Annotated in this window: 12 protein-coding genes; 11 read left to right on the top strand and 1 reads right to left on the bottom strand. The window is 33.3% G+C overall.

The window, feature by feature from the left end:
* On the top strand, positions 1 to 3,774 hold a 3,774-nt coding region (locus RDK80_RS08485), incomplete at its 5' end, for a carboxypeptidase regulatory-like domain-containing protein (protein ID WP_308524027.1).
* 78 nt (positions 3,775 to 3,852) lie between these two features.
* Here RDK80_RS08485 and RDK80_RS08480 read toward each other — a convergent pair.
* A complete protein-coding gene (locus tag RDK80_RS08480) occupies positions 3,853 to 4,449 on the bottom strand; it encodes a TetR/AcrR family transcriptional regulator (RefSeq protein ID WP_094899530.1) in 597 nt (198 codons plus the stop codon).
* Positions 4,450 to 4,693: 244 nt separating this feature from the next.
* On the opposite strand from RDK80_RS08480, the gene RDK80_RS08475 reads away from it, so the two are divergent.
* The 10 genes from RDK80_RS08475 (at position 4,694) to RDK80_RS08430 (ending at position 16,617) form a co-directional block, all read left to right on the top strand.
* Complete coding sequence (locus RDK80_RS08475; protein WP_216558853.1) at positions 4,694 to 5,656, top strand: ABC transporter permease; 963 nt, start codon at positions 4,694 to 4,696, stop codon at positions 5,654 to 5,656.
* Between the two features lie 12 nt (positions 5,657 to 5,668).
* On the top strand, positions 5,669 to 6,526 hold the full coding sequence (locus RDK80_RS08470; protein ID WP_094899531.1) for an ABC transporter permease: 858 nt from the start codon (positions 5,669 to 5,671) through the stop codon (positions 6,524 to 6,526).
* 2 nt (positions 6,527 to 6,528) lie between these two features.
* Complete coding sequence (locus RDK80_RS08465) at positions 6,529 to 7,497, top strand: ABC transporter ATP-binding protein (protein WP_094899532.1); 969 nt, start codon at positions 6,529 to 6,531, stop codon at positions 7,495 to 7,497.
* Positions 7,498 to 8,487, top strand: coding sequence for an oligopeptide/dipeptide ABC transporter ATP-binding protein (locus RDK80_RS08460; protein WP_308524026.1), 990 nt, complete (start codon positions 7,498 to 7,500; stop codon positions 8,485 to 8,487).
* Positions 8,488 to 8,506: 19 nt separating this feature from the next.
* A complete protein-coding gene (locus RDK80_RS08455; protein WP_308524025.1) occupies positions 8,507 to 10,105 on the top strand; it encodes an ABC transporter substrate-binding protein in 1,599 nt (532 codons plus the stop codon).
* Positions 10,106 to 10,174: 69 nt separating this feature from the next.
* On the top strand, positions 10,175 to 11,563 hold the full coding sequence (locus RDK80_RS08450; protein WP_216558865.1) for a M14 family zinc carboxypeptidase: 1,389 nt from the start codon (positions 10,175 to 10,177) through the stop codon (positions 11,561 to 11,563).
* Between the two features lie 13 nt (positions 11,564 to 11,576).
* Positions 11,577 to 12,728 (top strand): amidohydrolase family protein, encoded by a 1,152-nt coding sequence (locus RDK80_RS08445; RefSeq protein ID WP_308524024.1) that lies wholly within the window; start codon positions 11,577 to 11,579, stop codon positions 12,726 to 12,728.
* Complete coding sequence (locus tag RDK80_RS08440; protein ID WP_308524023.1) at positions 12,719 to 13,870, top strand: amidohydrolase family protein; 1,152 nt, start codon at positions 12,719 to 12,721, stop codon at positions 13,868 to 13,870. The genes RDK80_RS08445 and RDK80_RS08440 overlap by 10 nt, the downstream gene beginning before the upstream one ends.
* A gap of 147 nt (positions 13,871 to 14,017) precedes the next feature.
* On the top strand, positions 14,018 to 15,928 hold the full coding sequence (locus RDK80_RS08435) for a helix-turn-helix domain-containing protein (RefSeq protein WP_308524022.1): 1,911 nt from the start codon (positions 14,018 to 14,020) through the stop codon (positions 15,926 to 15,928).
* Complete coding sequence (locus RDK80_RS08430; protein WP_308524021.1) at positions 15,925 to 16,617, top strand: hypothetical protein; 693 nt, start codon at positions 15,925 to 15,927, stop codon at positions 16,615 to 16,617. Before RDK80_RS08435 ends, RDK80_RS08430 begins: the two co-directional genes overlap by 4 nt.
* Positions 16,618 to 16,636 lie beyond the last annotated feature (19 nt).

Below are 16,636 nucleotides of genomic sequence, written 5' to 3'. Positions count from 1 at the left end.
TATAATATTTATCGCTCAGAAACATCAGGTGAAGGATATGTTAAGATAGGAGAAACTACTAGCAATAATTATCAAGATACTGAAGGAACTGTTGGAACAACATATTACTATGTATTAAATGCAGTAGATTTTTCTGGTAATATAAGTGGTTATGCACAAGAGGTATCCGCTGTTCCAGTGGAAGCACAGATTCTCTTTGGTACGGATTTTGAAAATGATAATGGTGGATTTGTAACAGGTATTACAGCTGGAACTGCTAATCCATGGGCATGGGGAGTGCCAACATCTGGACCTAATGCAGCATATTCAGGTGAAAAACTATGGGCTACTAATCTTGCAGGAAATTATGACCATAGAACTGATGCCTATATAGAAACTCCATCTATAGTGATACCAGAAGATAAAGATGGTATATTAATATTCAATCACTGGGTTGATATGGAAGGAACAACAACTCTATGGGATTATGGTCAAGTACAAATCTCTAAAGATAATGGAGCTACTTGGACCAATATAACTCCAGCAGCAGGTGGGAAATATGGAAGAAGAGTCCAAGAATGGGCTAATGAGGAAATAGTCCTAACAGGATATAGTGGAGAAACCATAAAATTAAGATTCTTCTTCCACTCAGATACTTCAGGAGTATATACTGGGTGGTATATTGATGATATATATGTTATGGGTATAGACCATGTGGAACCAGAGCCAATTGAAGGCGAAGAATTAATTTATGATGATGGAACGGCGGAAGATGCATTAGTATTAAATGCAGCAGGAAATGGGTTGGCAGTAAGATTTACTCCATCACAATTTGGAAAAGTTCAAGCTGCTAATATTTATCTATGGGGTAATGATTGGCCGACACCTGGAGGAAATAGATTAGGATTTGTTATTTATGATTCAAATGGTAATCAAGTAGGAACGCCTATGTATTTGAATAATTTAGTTAGAGGTGGATGGAATCTAATAGATCTTTCTGGCTTTAATTTCTCAACAGGTAGTGATTTCTATATATCAACTATGCAAGATGCGATTGGTGATAATAGTCCAGGAACTGGTCTAGATGATAACTCTACATCAGATTGGACCAAATCTTATCTGAATATTGGAGGACAATTAAGTCCATTAGCAGATGCAGGTGCAGACTATGAGGTAGCTGTAATGATTAGAGCCATTATGGACTACGATAATGCTGAACCAACAGTTGATAATCCTTTAATTAGGCCAGTAGCAAGGAAGAAATCAATGGGTAATGTGGATGCTGGTATGATGAGATTAGGGGAATTAGAAGTTGAAAAAGATGAGATTGATAAAGTAGATTATGTAGAACCAACAGCACCTGAGTATAGCTTGAAAGCAGAAGAAATGCTTAGAGCTAATAACTTTGAAACAATAGAAGATATAGAAGTTCAAAATATGCCAATGGTATTTGCAGGAATCCCAATATCTGATGCTGTAGTAACAGTATTGGAAACGGGAAGAAGTGTTAAAGTTGACCCTGTTACAGGTAAATTCTTTATGAGATCTCCAATTGGTGAATATACTCTAGTAGCAGAAGCTTATGGATATTATTCTAAGGAAGCCAGAGTAAATGTAGTTGAGGACCAAACTGCAAAATCAAACTTCATATTAGAACCTAAACCACAAGGAACTATTACAGGCAGAGTATTTGACAGATATTATGAAACTCCGGCAGCTTATGCTGTAGTAAGAGTAGTAGAAGATCCAAGAGTAGCACCAGTTACAGCTGATGCAGAGGGATATTTCGTAATTCCTAATGTTCTAGAGGGAACATATACACTTAAGGTAGTAGCAGATGGATTTGAGCCAGGAGAAACTACAGTAGATGTAGTTGGAAATGAAACAGTAGATGTAAATATAGGATTAAAGAGATTTGTAGGTTATGAAGACAATATAATCTATGATGATGGAACAGCTGAAAATGCATTAGTACTAAATGCAGCACCTAATGGATTGGCAGTAAGATTTACACCAGATCAATTTGGTAAAGTAAAAGGTACAAATATTTACTTCTGGGATACTTCATGGCCAAGTCCGGGAGGAAACAGAATAGGATTTACAATATATGGAATAGATGCAAATGGAAAACCATATAAAGTTGGAGAACCAATATTCCAAGATGTAGTTAGAGGGGCATGGAACTATATAGACCTATCAAGCTTTGGCTTCTCAACAGATAAAGACTTCTATATCTCAACAATCCAAGACACAGCAGGTACTCAGTGTCCAGGAACAGGTATAGACCAAAATTCACTATATGCAGATAGATCATATATGAATGTTGACGGAGAATTTAAATTAATAAGCTCTGAAGATATTGAAGGCGGATTGATGATTAGAGCAAGAATGGAATATGCAATGGATGTTCCGGCAATAACTAATTTAGCTCCAGAAAGCTATACAAATCAAGATACAATAAGAGTAGAAGGAAAGGTTACAGCAGATGGTAAGGTAAATGTATATGTAAACGATGTAAAGGCAACCTCAATAGATTCTGAGAATAGAGTATTTGCAGTAGAAGTACCTATACCAGAAGAAAGAAATACAATTAAGGTAACAGCTGAGTTGAATGGAATAGAAACAGAACCATCAGCATCAGTAGTGGTAATAAAAGATAAATTAGCACCAGTTTTAACAGTAGAAAAACCGTTAGACAATGCTAAGATAAAAGAAGAATCAGTTCATGTAATAGGTACTGTAACCGACAATATTGGTTTAGCGAAATTAGAGATAAATGATAAAGAGATATTAGTAGATGAATCTAATAGTTTCCATGAAAGATTGATGCTAGACCAAGGTGAAAATACTATTACTGTAAAAGCAACTGATGGAGCAGGAAATGTAACTACAGTTGTAAGAACTGTATTAGTAGAGTTAGAGTCACCAACTATTACAAATATCCAGCCATCAGAAGATATAGAACTTGGAGCAGGGGATGTATTAAGAGTTAGCTTCAATGCACCTACAGGAGGGCAAGGATATTTTAGAATAATGGTTCCATTTGGGTTACAAAGCAATGAAATAGGAATACCAATGACAGAAGAAGATGGATTATATACTGGAACTTGGACGGTGCCAGAAGAAACAGGAGCAGAAAATTTATTGATTGAAGTAGTATATAGAAATGAATATGGATACGAAATAACACAAATGGCAGAAGGAAAAGTTAAGATAATAGCAGGTGAAGGACCTGTTGATCCAGAACCAGGAAGAATTACAAATCTCCAGCCAACTGAAAATACTGAGCTTAGAAGTGATGAAACCTTAGAAATAAGCTTTAATGCACCAGCAGGAGGTAAAGCATATTATAGAATAATGCTTCCATTTGGACCTTCAGCTAATAGGCTTGGAAATGAAATGACAGAGGTTGAGCCAGGATTATATAAAGCAACATATAGAGCACATGAGGGAGTAGTAGCGTCAAACTTGCAAATAGAAGTAATATTTACAGGTGAAGATGGAGCTACATTAACAGAAGTAGCCAAAGGAAAGATAACATTAGTAGGAGATATAGAAGACCTTCCAGTTAGTGCAGTTATTATAGGTGATGAGGCTTTTGATACAGATTACCTAAATAATAACCCAAGAGCACAAGCTAAGCTAGTAGAGTGGTATAACTCGAACAATCCAGTTTATATTAAGCTTAACAATAACACTTTTATCACTGAGGACGGTGAAAAAGTATCAGTTGATGTATTACCAGAATTGCTACAATACTTTGATACAACAGGTATTAAGTTATATGCAAAATAAAATATAGATTTATATGACAAAATAGGACTATAACAAAAAATGTAAAGTAAAACGGAGTAGAGGACAATTAATTGTTCTCTACTCCGTTTTTAAAATTCCTTTAAGAAATAGTTCAGTATAATAATTTATCTTCATTTTAAGTTTTTCATTTACATCCGTTATATTGTTATCACGAAAATATATTAATATATTAAACATTGAAGTTGCATAGATATGGAAAATAAAATCTATGTCTACAGAGTCTTTTAGCTTGCCAGAGTTTTTAAGTTCCACTAGCTCGTCCATTACATTGCTATTTAATTCTTTGCTGTACTTGCCAAAGTAAAATTTCATCATAACTTCTATGGGTGCTCTGTACCAGGTACGATTAAATTCTATTTCCTCTGGAGTACATATTTCTTCGATAGGAATAACTTCGCTATTCATTAGAAAATATCCTGTCTTTTCTTTTTCTTTAGCATATATTTTTTTTTCAATATTACTTAATAGATATAAATAAAGGTCATCTTTATCATCAAAATATTTATAAAAGCTACCTATTGAAATTTCAGCCTTACCTGTTATGCTCCTAATGCTCACCTTTTCATATTCTTCGTTAGTAAATATTTCATAAGCCGCAAGAGTTATTTTTTCTTTTTTATCAGAAGGTAAGTTAAAAAACGTTTGCTTAGGCATGTTTTCCTCCTTTAATAAATAAAACTTTATTGTTTAACTAACATTATAGCAAATTATTAGGAAAAAAAAAGTAAAATTACTAAATTCTTTAGGGAATCTAAAAACTTAGAAAAGAAAAAATTTTCAAAAAAATAATTGACATAAAGACTTTATTATGTTATTGTGTTAATAACATTTTAGAGGTGAACAGGTTCACCATTGAACATTAAAGCGTTACATTACAAAAGAAATGGGAGGGAGTTAGGTGAAAAAATACATAGGAAAGAGAATTTTGACGGGGCTACTAACGATTCTTATAGTTTTTTCTATTAATTTTATAATTATTAGATTAGCCCCTGGGGATCCTATAAAGACTCTTATGGGAAAAGAAACTGATGATCCGGCACTGCGAGCTGCATTAGAACAAAAATATGGGTTGGACAAGCCGTTACCTACTCAATTTGTTGTTTATTTAAAAACCGCTTTAACTGGTGATTTGGGAACATCTATTATTTACAACAGGCCCGTAACGGAAATGATTTCTGAAAAGCTTTCTGCAACTATTTTACTAGTTTTAACTTCAGGCATACTATCCCTTATAATAGGTACATTAATGGGGATTGTAGCAGCAAGAAAAGAGGGGTCAATTATTGATGTTATTTTTTCAGGTTTTTCTTATATACTAAATTCTATGCCTTCCTTTTGGCTAGGGCTAATGCTCATTATCATATTTTCATCTGTTTTAAAACTACTTCCTACCTATGGAATGACAGACCCTAGAGCTTCTTATACTGGAATGGCTTATGTGATGGATGTAATGAAACATATGATACTTCCTGTAGGTACACTTTTATTGGTTGAGATTCCTCTTTATTTTAGAATTGCAAAGTCTTCTATTTTACAGGTCACCAATGAGGATTTTATTCTTACCTTAAGGGCTACGGGTATGAGTGAGAAAAAGATATTTAATAAATATATTTTTAGAAATGCTATTTTACCTACCATTACAATTTTTGGTATATCTATGGCTTATCTAATTACTGGAGTAGCTCTCATAGAAACTGTTTTTGCATGGCCTGGCACTGGTAGATTGGTACTTACAGCTATTACCCAGAGAGACTATCCTACTCTAATGGGAATATATCTTGTAATGTCAATTTCAGTTGCAGTTGTAATGATGATTGTAGATATTGTATACGCAGTATTCGACCCAAGAATTAGGTACTAAGGAGGGTTCATGATGAATATAAAGAAGGTTATTGATAGAGCTAAGAAAGTTATTATAAATGATAAACAGCTTATGTTTGGAGTCTTAGGAATTATTTTCCTTTTAGTAATTGTTATATTTGCACCATTTATTTCAAGTCAGGATCCATATTATTTTGGAGGAGATATATTAAATAAAGTTGGAGAAAACGGTCATATACTCGGGACCAATAAAATGGGTCAAGATGTTTACAGTATGATTATATATGGGACCAGAACCTCCCTTAAAGTAGCTGTTATTTCAGCTCTTATTTCTGGAATACTAGGAATTTTAATTGGAGGGATTGCAGGTTTCTTTGGCGGGAAAATAGATCAGATTGTATCTGAGATTATAAATATATTTATGATGCTTCCTACATTCTTTTTAATACTCCTTATTATTGCTTTGTTTGGTAATAGTATTATCAATGTAATGATTGTAATAGGATTTACTACTTGGCCAAGTAATGCAAAGCTTATGAGAGCCCAGGCATTATCATTGAGAGAAAGAACTTTCGTTAAGGCTGCTACTGCCATGGGTGAGACTAAAAGCCAGATACTATTTAAATATATTATTCCAAATGGTATATTCCCTGTTATAGCTAATACAACAGTTGGAATGTCAAATGCTATATTAACAGAAGCAGGCCTTAGCTTTCTAGGGCTTGGAGATCCTAATACTATTAGTTGGGGACAAATGATATATGAAGGGAAACCTTATATTACCAGTGCATGGTGGGTGGCAACTTATGCTGGAGTAGCTATTGTAATTACAGTAACTATATTTTATCTCTTAGGAGATGGATTAAACCATGTACTTAATCCTAAGCATATGACTAAAAGGGGTGTTTAAGGATGGAAAGTATATTAGATTTAAAGAATTTTAACGTTACCTATGTAAATAAACATAAAAGTGTATATGCTGTAAAAGATATAAGTTTCAAGATTCATAAAGGGGATTCTTTAGGTATTGTTGGTGAATCGGGTTCAGGAAAGTCTACTTTAGCTATGGCTTTGCTTAGACTTTTGCCCGATAGAAGTACGAAGATTTCAGGAGTTGCTGAATTTATAGGACGTGATTTAACTAAATTATCTGAAGAGGAACTTAAAAAGATTAGATGGAATGAATTATCTGTAGTTTTTCAAAAATCTATGAATTCTCTATCACCAGTTCATAGAATAGGTACTCAAGTAGAGGATATTTATAAGGTTCACCATCCTAAGGCTACTAAAAAAGAGATATTCGATAGAATTTCCAGTTTGCTTGAATTAGTTAATTTATCTGGAAGAGTATATAATCTATATCCCCACGAATTATCGGGAGGTATGCTTCAAAGAGTTTCTATTGCCATAAGCCTTATTCATAATCCAAAGTTATTGGTAATGGATGAAGCTACTACTGCTCTAGATGTTGTAACTCAGGGGCAAATACTTGATGAAGTGCTAAAGATGGAGAAGGATTTAGATATGACTAGGATTATGATCACTCATGATATGTCTGTAGTGGCCACATCTTGCAATAAGGTAGCCATTATGTATGCCGGAGAACTCATGGAAATAGGATATGTAAAAGATGTTCTAAAGGAACCATTACATCCATATACCAAAGGTTTATTATCTTCTTTTCCTTCACTTAAGGGAGATAAACTAAAATTAGAGGGAATAGGTGGATTTTTACCAGATTTATCTAAATTATATGATGGATGCGTCTTTGCTCCACGTTGTAAATATGTAACGGATAAGTGCAGAAGGGACAAGCCTGCCAAGTTAGAAATGAAGGATGGAAGAAATTTAAGCTGTCATCTATATGGAGGTGAGGAATAGATGGAAAAGAAAAGTTCCTATATAAAAATTGATGATGTATCTATGTGGTATCCCCTAAAGAGAGGCTTTAAAGGAGGGGTAAAGGGAAAACAGTGGGTAAAGGCTGTTGATGGTGTGTCTTTGGAGCTAGAAAAGGGAGAGGTACTTGGAGTTATTGGAGAGTCTGGATGTGGAAAATCTACTTTAGGTAGAATTCTTGCTAGACTTGAAAACCCTACTAAAGGAGACGTACTCATTGATGATATATCAACAGGGGAACTTATGAAAAACAATCCCAAGGATTTTAGAAGATTGGTACAAATTGTATTTCAAAATCCCTATGACTCTTTTACGCCTAGAGATACTATTGAAAAGATTTTAATGAGGCCTTTAGATATCCATTCTATTGGAAAGACATTAGATGAAAGAAGAAAAATTTGTTTAGAAACTTTAGAGTCTGGAGGATTACGGCCTGCAGAGGATATTATGAAAAGATATCCCCATGAATTATCAGGAGGACAATTGCAAAGGATATCTATTTTACGTGCCATGCTTCTTAACCCTAAGTTTATAATAGCTGATGAACCTGTTTCTATGTTAGATGTATCTGTAAGATCTGAAATCATAAATATGCTGCTGAAGCTAAGTAAGGAGAAAAATGCTGCTGTTATTTTTATTAGCCATGATATTGCTTTAACTAGATATATTTCTGATAAGGTAGCAGTTATGTATTTGGGAAAAGTTGTTGAATATGGGGATAGTGATACTGTGGTTAAAGATCCAAGGCACCCATATACTCAAACTTTGATTTCAAACTGCGGCTCTATTGATCCAGAAGAGATTATGAATAAGATAAATATTGAAGGAGAGCCACCTACACCTGTTAATCCAGGACCAGGCTGTTATTTTGCACCAAGATGTTTTAAGGCTACTGATGAGTGTTTCAAAAAATATCCTTCTACCTATGAAGTTTGGCCAGGTCATATGGTAGCTTGTGATAGATTAGACTAATTTGACAAGGAGGGTTAATATGAAGAGAAAGTTATTTTTAACAATCATAGCTTTAGTTCTAGTCACTGTAATGGTAATAGGATGTACTCCTAAGACTACAACTAATACTCCGTCTGAAGGTGAAAAAGGTGGAGAAAGTAAGCCGGGAAAAGAAAAGGTATTAATAGTAAGAGCTTCTGGAGATCCAATGTCTTTTAACCCAGATACTTTACCAGATGACAATGCCTATCCTATTGTACAGAATATATATAATAGGCTTGTTAAGCTAGATGCTAGTAAACAAATTATACCTGATTTAGCTACTAAGTGGGATGTAAGTGAGGATGGAAAGGCAATTACTTTTTACTTAAGAAAAGATGTGAAATGGCATGATGGTGAAAATGTAACTAGCGAGGATGTGAAATATACCTTTGACACAATAAAAGCTAATGAATCCTATTATATGAGTTCAAGATTATCCATAGTTGATTCTATTGATACTCCAGACGATTATACTGTTGTGTTTAATATGAATCAGGCAGATGTTTCCTTCATTGCTGATTTAGGTTGGTATGCTACTTTCATATTACCAGAGCATGTATATAATAATGGACAACCATGGGAAGAGAACCCAGCCTCCAAGAATCCTATAGGTTCTGGACCATTTAAATTCTCAGAGTTCAAACAAGGGGAAAGTATTACTTTGATTCCCAACCCTAACTATCATGAAGGTGCTCCAAAGCTAGATAAGATAATATTTTCCATTATTCCTGATGATGCCACTGCTGTTCAAGCATTGTTAAACGGTGATATAGATGTGTATGAAAATGTGCCATCAGCAAATGTAGCAGAAATGGAGGCAAATGGCAATATTAGATTGGCCTTAAATGAATATCCATCTCCTATGAGGATTATATTTAATTTAAAGGATAAGACCTTACAGGATGTGAATTTAAGAAAAGCTATAGCAACTGCCATCAATAAAGAAGAGATATCTCAAAAAATCTATAACGGAGTACAAAAACCAGAATATAATATGTATCCTTCGTTAATTGAATGGGTTTCAAATAGTGAAGAAACATCTCCTAGATTCAATATTGAAGAAGCCATAAAGATTTTAGAAGATGCTGGATACAAAAAAGATGCCAATGGTTTCTATGTAAGAGGCCTTACTATAGATGTATTTGAAGGCTCAGGATATCCTGATGCGGCTAAGCTAATGGAATCAACTTTAGCTAAAGCTGGTATAGAATTAAAGGTTCAGGTTCATGAGTATAATGCTTGGTTTGATAAAGTTGGGACACAGAGGGATTTTATGCTTGAGTTACAAGGTGGATTTATGGGACCAGATCCAGCTGCTTTACAGAAACGTTTTGGTACAGGTGTAGGAAGCAACTATGGTGAATACAGTAATAAAGAATTTGATGATTTGTTAGTTCAAGGAGCCTCTACTGGTGATCAAGCTAAGAGAGCCGAATATTATAAAAAAGCTCAAGCAATACTTGCTGAAGATCTTCCTTATATTCCAATAGTAGCATTTGCTGGATATGATGCTAATAATGTTCAATTTATTAATCTACCAATAGATGGTGCTGGAAAATGGGGATGGGCAGAATATACATTTACTGACTTAAAATAGTCTATTAATTTAAAAGGCTAATTGCATATCTTAAAGATATGTAATTAGCCTCCATTAGGAGGTTAAACAATGAAAAAGATATTTGATGATGTAATAAATAATATACCTGAATATAAGGAATTTTTAACTGTAGAGGAGATGGATGCTAGTAGTAAAAAATTAGCTGAAGAATTTCCAGAGATAGTAGAATTATTTGAGATGGGTAGAACTAGAGATAACCATCCATTGTATTGTCTAAAAATAGGTAATGGCTCTAATAATGCTCTTATGTTTGGATGTCCTCATCCAAATGAACCTATAGGAGCAATGATGCTTGAATATTTTACAAGAGAACTTGCTGAAAACAAGGATCTAAGGGATGAACTAGACTATACTTGGTATATAGTTAAATCATGGGATGCAGATGGTACAAAACTTAATGAAAACTGGTTCAAAGGACCTTTTACTTTATATAATTATGCAAGAAACTTCTTTAGACCAGCAGGTCATCAGCAGGTTGATTGGACTTTCCCCATAGATTATAAGAACTTACATTTTCATGATACTATTCCTGAAACTAAGGCTATGATGGACCTGATTGATAAAATCAAACCAAAGTTCATATATTCCTTACACAATGCAGGCTTTGGAGGCGTTTACTGGTATATATCCAGAGAAACTAGAGAGATTTATGATGATATGAGAAATGCTGCTAAAAAACAGGGTATTCCTCTTAATTTAGGAGAACCAGAAGCTCCCTATTGTGTAGCCTTTGATCCTGCAATTTATCAAGATTTAGGTATTCGCCAAAACTATGATTATTTGGAGAAGTATGGTATTTCTAATCCTGAGAGTGTAATTAAGGTAGGAACCTGTAGTGCAGACTATGCTAAGGAAGTTTGCGGAGCTTTTACCCTTCTAACGGAGCTGCCATATTTTTATGATAAAAGAATAAATGATTTATCACCATCTGATATAACTAGAAAAGATGCAGTTTTGAAGAGCATGGAATTTAGTCAAGAAGCAGATATTTTTATTAAAGAAACGTTAAATAGTGGAATTCAGTATATGGATAAAAAAAATCCTTTTAGATTGGCATTGGAAGCTTTTACTGATAATGATGAAAGTAATGAAGCCACTAAGAAAATGGTCAATGAAAATCCAGATTTTGCTAAGATAGCTACTGTGGCTGAAAAATTCGATAATTTATTAATCTCTAAATTCTATAAAATGTTGTCCTATGGTTTATTAGTTAGGGCTAATGAAATTGAACTGTTAAAGATGGAAAAAGATAATGAAGATGATTCTGAAAAGAAATTAATTTTACAAAAAGCCTTTAACAATGCAGAAGAGAGATTAAAGGAACTAAGTGAATTATTAGAAAAAGAAATTGATTATGAGGTTGTACCTATTAAGAAACTTGTGAGTATTCAGCTTGAATGTGGTCTATTAGTAGCAGATTATTTAAACAGAAACTAAGGGGGATAAACTGATGATTCTTATTAGAGGTGGAACTGTTCATGACGGAAAGGGAAATATATTAGAAGATGTAGATATTTTAATAGATGGTAGCCATATCAAAGATATTAGACATTCAATTGAAGTTTCTAATGACATTGAAATATTTGATGCTAGAGGAAAGGTAATATTTCCAGGATTTATAGAATCTCTCAATATATGGGGATGTAAAGGGCCTGGATGGGGAGATGATGACTTAAAGGAAGCTTCAGACCCTATTACTCCAGATATGAATGTGGTTTATTCTTTTGATCAGGATAGCATGCTGTTTCAAAGAGTTTTTGAATATGGAGTAACTAGTGCAGCTATCACACCTTCTACTTCCAATGTTTTAGGAGGATATGCAGCAGTATTTAAGACTTATGGAAAAAATCCTTATGAAATGCTGGTGAAAGAAAAGATAGGAATGGTATCCTCTGTAGCTACAGAGACAAAAAAGGTATATGGTACTCGCAATACTTGTCCTATGACTAGGATGGGTGCCTTTGCACTTTTAAAACAAGCAATTATAAAGGCTTTGGATTATAGGAATAATGATAATAAAGATTATGATTCTAAGTCTGATGCTCTGCAAAAATTAATAAATAGAGAAGTTCCGTTATTTGTAAACTGTAATACTAAATCTGAAATGGATGCTGTGGAATTAGCATTAAAGGATTTTCCTATAGATATTGTTTTTACAGGTGCTTTTGGTGTAAATCAAAATACTGGAAATATTATTGGAAACAAATTTAGTGTGATTTTGGGAGATTTAACTAATGCTATGTCCTCCGTAAATAGTAAAGTAGATTTTGAAGGAATAAAAAAACTTATGGAAAATGGAGTAGATATTGCTATTAGCTCCTGTGGTGATAATGTTTCATCAGGGAAGGAATCCTTATTGTGGAATGCTATATTATGTTATAAGTATGGTTTAAAGAGTAATGATGTACTTAGGATGATTACTTCTATTCCGGCTAAGATTCTCGGTGTAGACGATAGAATAGGGTCTATAGAAATCGGTAAGGATGCGGATATTATTATATGGACAGAAAATCCTATAGAAACTTATACAGCTAGAGTTGAAGCTGCATTTATCAATGGAGAAAATATCCTAAATTCTAGGAGGGTTGAATCATGCTGGTAATAAGGAATGCTAAAATATATACTTCTGCCAATAGGGTTATTGAAAAGGGTTATATTGTGATAGAAGATGGAAAAATTGTTGATGTGGGAGAAAATTTAGAATGGGATGCAGAAGATGTAATAGATGCTGATGGTCTTGTTGTAACTCCTGGTATAGTAGATGCCCATAGTCATATAGGCGGATTTGGTACAGATATGAGCGATCAGGATTTGAATGAAATGACTAAGAATTCTACTCCTGAAGTTGAAGCAGTTTATTCTATAGATACAAAATCAAATATGTTTGAGAGGGCTGTTAGATCAGGAATTACTACTTCTGCTATTGCTCCTGGAAGTGGTAATGTAGTAGGTGGACTTGTGTGTGCTGTCAAATCCTATGGACATAGTATAGAAGATATGTGTATTAAAAATCCAATAGCTTTAAAAATGGCCCTTGGAGGAAACCCTAAAGGAGTCTATGGAAAAAGAAACCAAATGCCTATGACTCGTATGGGAATTGCTAATGTAATGAGAGAAACCTTAATTAAAGGTCAAGAATATATGAGGAAAAAAGAAACTGCAAAGGATGATAAGTCAAAGGAACCTCCTTTTGATTTAGGACTAGAAAATGTATGTAGGGTTCTTAGAAAAGAGATTCCATTAAAAGTCCATTGTGAGCAATTTGATATGTTGACTACTATAAGAGTTGCTAAGGAATTTAATATAGACTTTACCTTAGATCATGCATGGGGTGCTAGTGACTATTATGATGATATTGTAAATTCAGGTTGTAAAGGAGTCATTTACGGACCTATAGGAGTGTTGCTTTTACCTGGTGAATGTGGAAAAATTGATATATTCAGCCTTGTAGAATTAGATAAAAGAGGAGTTCTATGTGCAATAATGACAGATGGGCCTATATTAAATCCTGATGTAATCTTTATTCAAGCTGGAGAAGTAGTTAGATTTGGAGGAGATATAGAAAGAGTAATCAATATGCTTACTATAAATCCAGCTAAAATAATTGGAGTTGATGATAGAGTAGGGTCAATTGAAAAGGGTAAAGACGCCGATTTAGTTATCTTCAAAGGTACTCCAGCATTAGATACTAATGCTACTGTAGTATATACAATGATCAATGGGAAGGTTGTTTACAACCAATAGGAAAGTTCGAAACTGAAAATAAGCTTGTTATAATAGGATAATATATTTAAGCCAGAGGATTCCCCCGCCTCTGGCTTAAATATATTATTTGATTTACTTAATCATTAAGAATATAATTAAATCATCAATATTTTTAGGAAGTGCAATATGAATTTTAGAAAATTACTTACGAATAATAAATTGCTAGTTAGATTGATAATTTCATATTTAATAACCTCTATTTTACTTATAAGTATTCTAATGGCTGCTGTATCCTATTTTGTGTCCTCCAGAACTAAGGCTAAGATCAATGAATCCCAAAGAGATTTAATGAGGCAGTCCTACAATACTGCCTATTATGCTTTGACAAATATCTATGGAGATTTTTATGTCCTATGGTCTAGAGATGAAGATATAAGGAGGACTCTACAGGGAACAAATATATCTGAAGAAGATATTAAAATAGCATCTAAGATCATAGACAATGCTGCATTTAAAGAGGATTTGGTTGACTCTGTATATATAATAAATAAGAAGGCTAATTTAATTATATCTAATATCTATCCTCCTCAACCCATAGAGACTTTCTATGATAAATCTTCTGTAGAACTATTTAATGACTTTGAAAAGCATTATAATTCATATAAAAATGAAGTATTCTTTCCAAGAAAAACCTCCTATAGTATCTACGGGACTAAATATAGCAAGGATTATATTTCTATTGTATATGCAGCAAATGATGAAGATGGTAAACTTGATTCAGGGATAATAGTTAATATTGACCAAAATAAATTGTCTAGTTTATTGAATACGGCTAATATAAAGGAAATTATGCTGATTGCGAATAGCGGAGGTAAGATTATATCAGATTCTCAAGGTGCAGGTTTTGCTAAATCTTTACCTAGAGGTGATATTTACAGAAGTATAGCTAATAATCCAAATGATGAAGATGGATTCACGGGAGAATATCTAGGAGAAAAATCTTTTATAACCTTTAAAAAGGCTGAGAATATAGGATTTGTATTTATTAGTATAGTACCTTATTCTTTAATAAAGGCTGAAACTACCCAGATAAACAGAATAATTGCTTTATTCTTTGTTATTGCAATGTTTATTAGTCTATTGGTCAGTATTTTTTCAGCTAAGAGGATCTATGAGCCTTTGGATAAACTCATAAAAAATATGAGGGAAAATCCATCTATAGATGATGTAGTTGGTGTAGATGAATATACCTTCTTAGGAGAGACCTATAATAGTCTTATATTAAAGAATGTAAGGTCTCATGTATCTAGGATATTTAATGGAAACTATAGTGATTCTGCTGAAAAGATTCTAGGTTTTTCAAAAGAGAAATTTTTAACTTTAGCTATTATAGCTGATGATTCCAATTCTTCTTTAGACCTTTTAGAAAAAGTACTTGATATTATGGAGATAAATGTTAAATGGGTGGGAGCTATTACTTCTTCAAATTCCATAAGTTGTGTAATCAATGAAGATGATTTTGATGATGGTAAAATAGAGAATATTATGGAGGAATTGGTTAATTTACAGGGACTTATAGTAGAGGATTTAGATATAACGGTTTCCATAGGAATAGGAACTGTTGTCAATAGCCTTGATAGTATTAAATTTAGCCATAGGTATGCTATATTGGCGGTTCAATATGCTATGTCTATTGGTGAAAACCAAGTAATATTATATAGTGAAATAGAAAATAGTAAAGTTGCTGCTTCTGTAAATAAGGACTCTATTGCAGATAAAATAGAGGAGTATGTATTGAACAACTTTACTAGACAAGACTTTTCTGTAGATGAAATAGCTGAGGAAGTAAATTTATCATTAGGATATATTAGACAAATTTTTAGATCTGAAAAGGGAGTCACTCTAAATGATTATATTATTAGTTGCAGGATAGATAAGGCTAAGGAGTTGCTAATCAATACAGATAATACTGCCAAAGATATTTCTGAAGCAGTAGGGTATTATGATAACAGATATTTTTATACTTTGTTTAAGAAGAAGGTTGGAATGACTACTGAGGAATTTAGAAAGCTACGAAAGGAGGAGTTGTCCAATTGAAAACAGATAATATAGTAAAAATACTTATAATATTAGTAATAATTTTATCTATAGGTCTTATAGCCACTACAATCAAGCTGACAACAATGGATAAGAGCATTGTAAATCAAGACACTCCAACAGTAGTTGATAAAAACTCGGGAGATATAGTGAAAAAACCAGAAGAACAAGGTAAAGAATTAGGAGAAAATAAAGCTGAATCTATTGAAGAAGAACAGCTTGAAGAAATTGGAAGCAATAGTTCAGATGATAATTCAAAGGATGATCCAAAGAGTAAAACAGAAGTGGCAGATAATAATCCGCCAAAAGAAAATAAACCTTCAAAAGAAGAAAAGCCTAAGAGTGATAAATCAAGTGACAAGGACAAGCCATATAAAGATAAGCCTAATAAAGATAAAAAGGATAAAAAGGACAAAAAAGATAAGAAGGATAAGAAGGATAAAAAAGATAAATCAAAAGAAGAAAAAGCAATAGTGAATTCTAAATATATATCCACAGATGAGGCAACAAAGATTGGATTAGATAAAGTAGGATCAGGGGCAAAATTAATTAAAATAGAATCAGATCTTGATGACAATCCACCAAAATATAATCTAGAAATTGTGTTAGGAAATTATGAATACGAAATAGAAATTCATGCTATAACTGGTGCAGTAATAGATTTTGAAAAAGATGAGATTGACGATTGAAACGTTGCAAATACTAGAT

The sequence above is a fragment of the uncultured Tissierella sp. genome, assembly GCF_902479755.1.
GTDB lineage: Bacteria > Bacillota > Clostridia > Tissierellales > Tissierellaceae > Tissierella > Tissierella carlieri.
This window is presented reverse-complemented; position numbering and strand designations above follow the sequence as displayed.

Coding starts and splice junctions, on each gene's coding strand:
- RDK80_RS08455 (WP_308524025.1), top strand. CDS start 8,507: ATGAAGAGAAAGTTATTTTTAACAATCATAGCTTTAGTTCTAGTCACT.
- RDK80_RS08480 (WP_094899530.1), bottom strand. CDS start 4,449: ATGCCTAAGCAAACGTTTTTTAACTTACCTTCTGATAAAAAAGAAAAA.
- RDK80_RS08440 (WP_308524023.1), top strand. CDS start 12,719: ATGCTGGTAATAAGGAATGCTAAAATATATACTTCTGCCAATAGGGTT.
- RDK80_RS08465 (WP_094899532.1), top strand. CDS start 6,529: ATGGAAAGTATATTAGATTTAAAGAATTTTAACGTTACCTATGTAAAT.
- RDK80_RS08460 (WP_308524026.1), top strand. CDS start 7,498: ATGGAAAAGAAAAGTTCCTATATAAAAATTGATGATGTATCTATGTGG.
- RDK80_RS08470 (WP_094899531.1), top strand. CDS start 5,669: ATGAATATAAAGAAGGTTATTGATAGAGCTAAGAAAGTTATTATAAAT.
- RDK80_RS08445 (WP_308524024.1), top strand. CDS start 11,577: ATGATTCTTATTAGAGGTGGAACTGTTCATGACGGAAAGGGAAATATA.
- RDK80_RS08450 (WP_216558865.1), top strand. CDS start 10,175: ATGAAAAAGATATTTGATGATGTAATAAATAATATACCTGAATATAAG.
- RDK80_RS08435 (WP_308524022.1), top strand. CDS start 14,018: ATGAATTTTAGAAAATTACTTACGAATAATAAATTGCTAGTTAGATTG.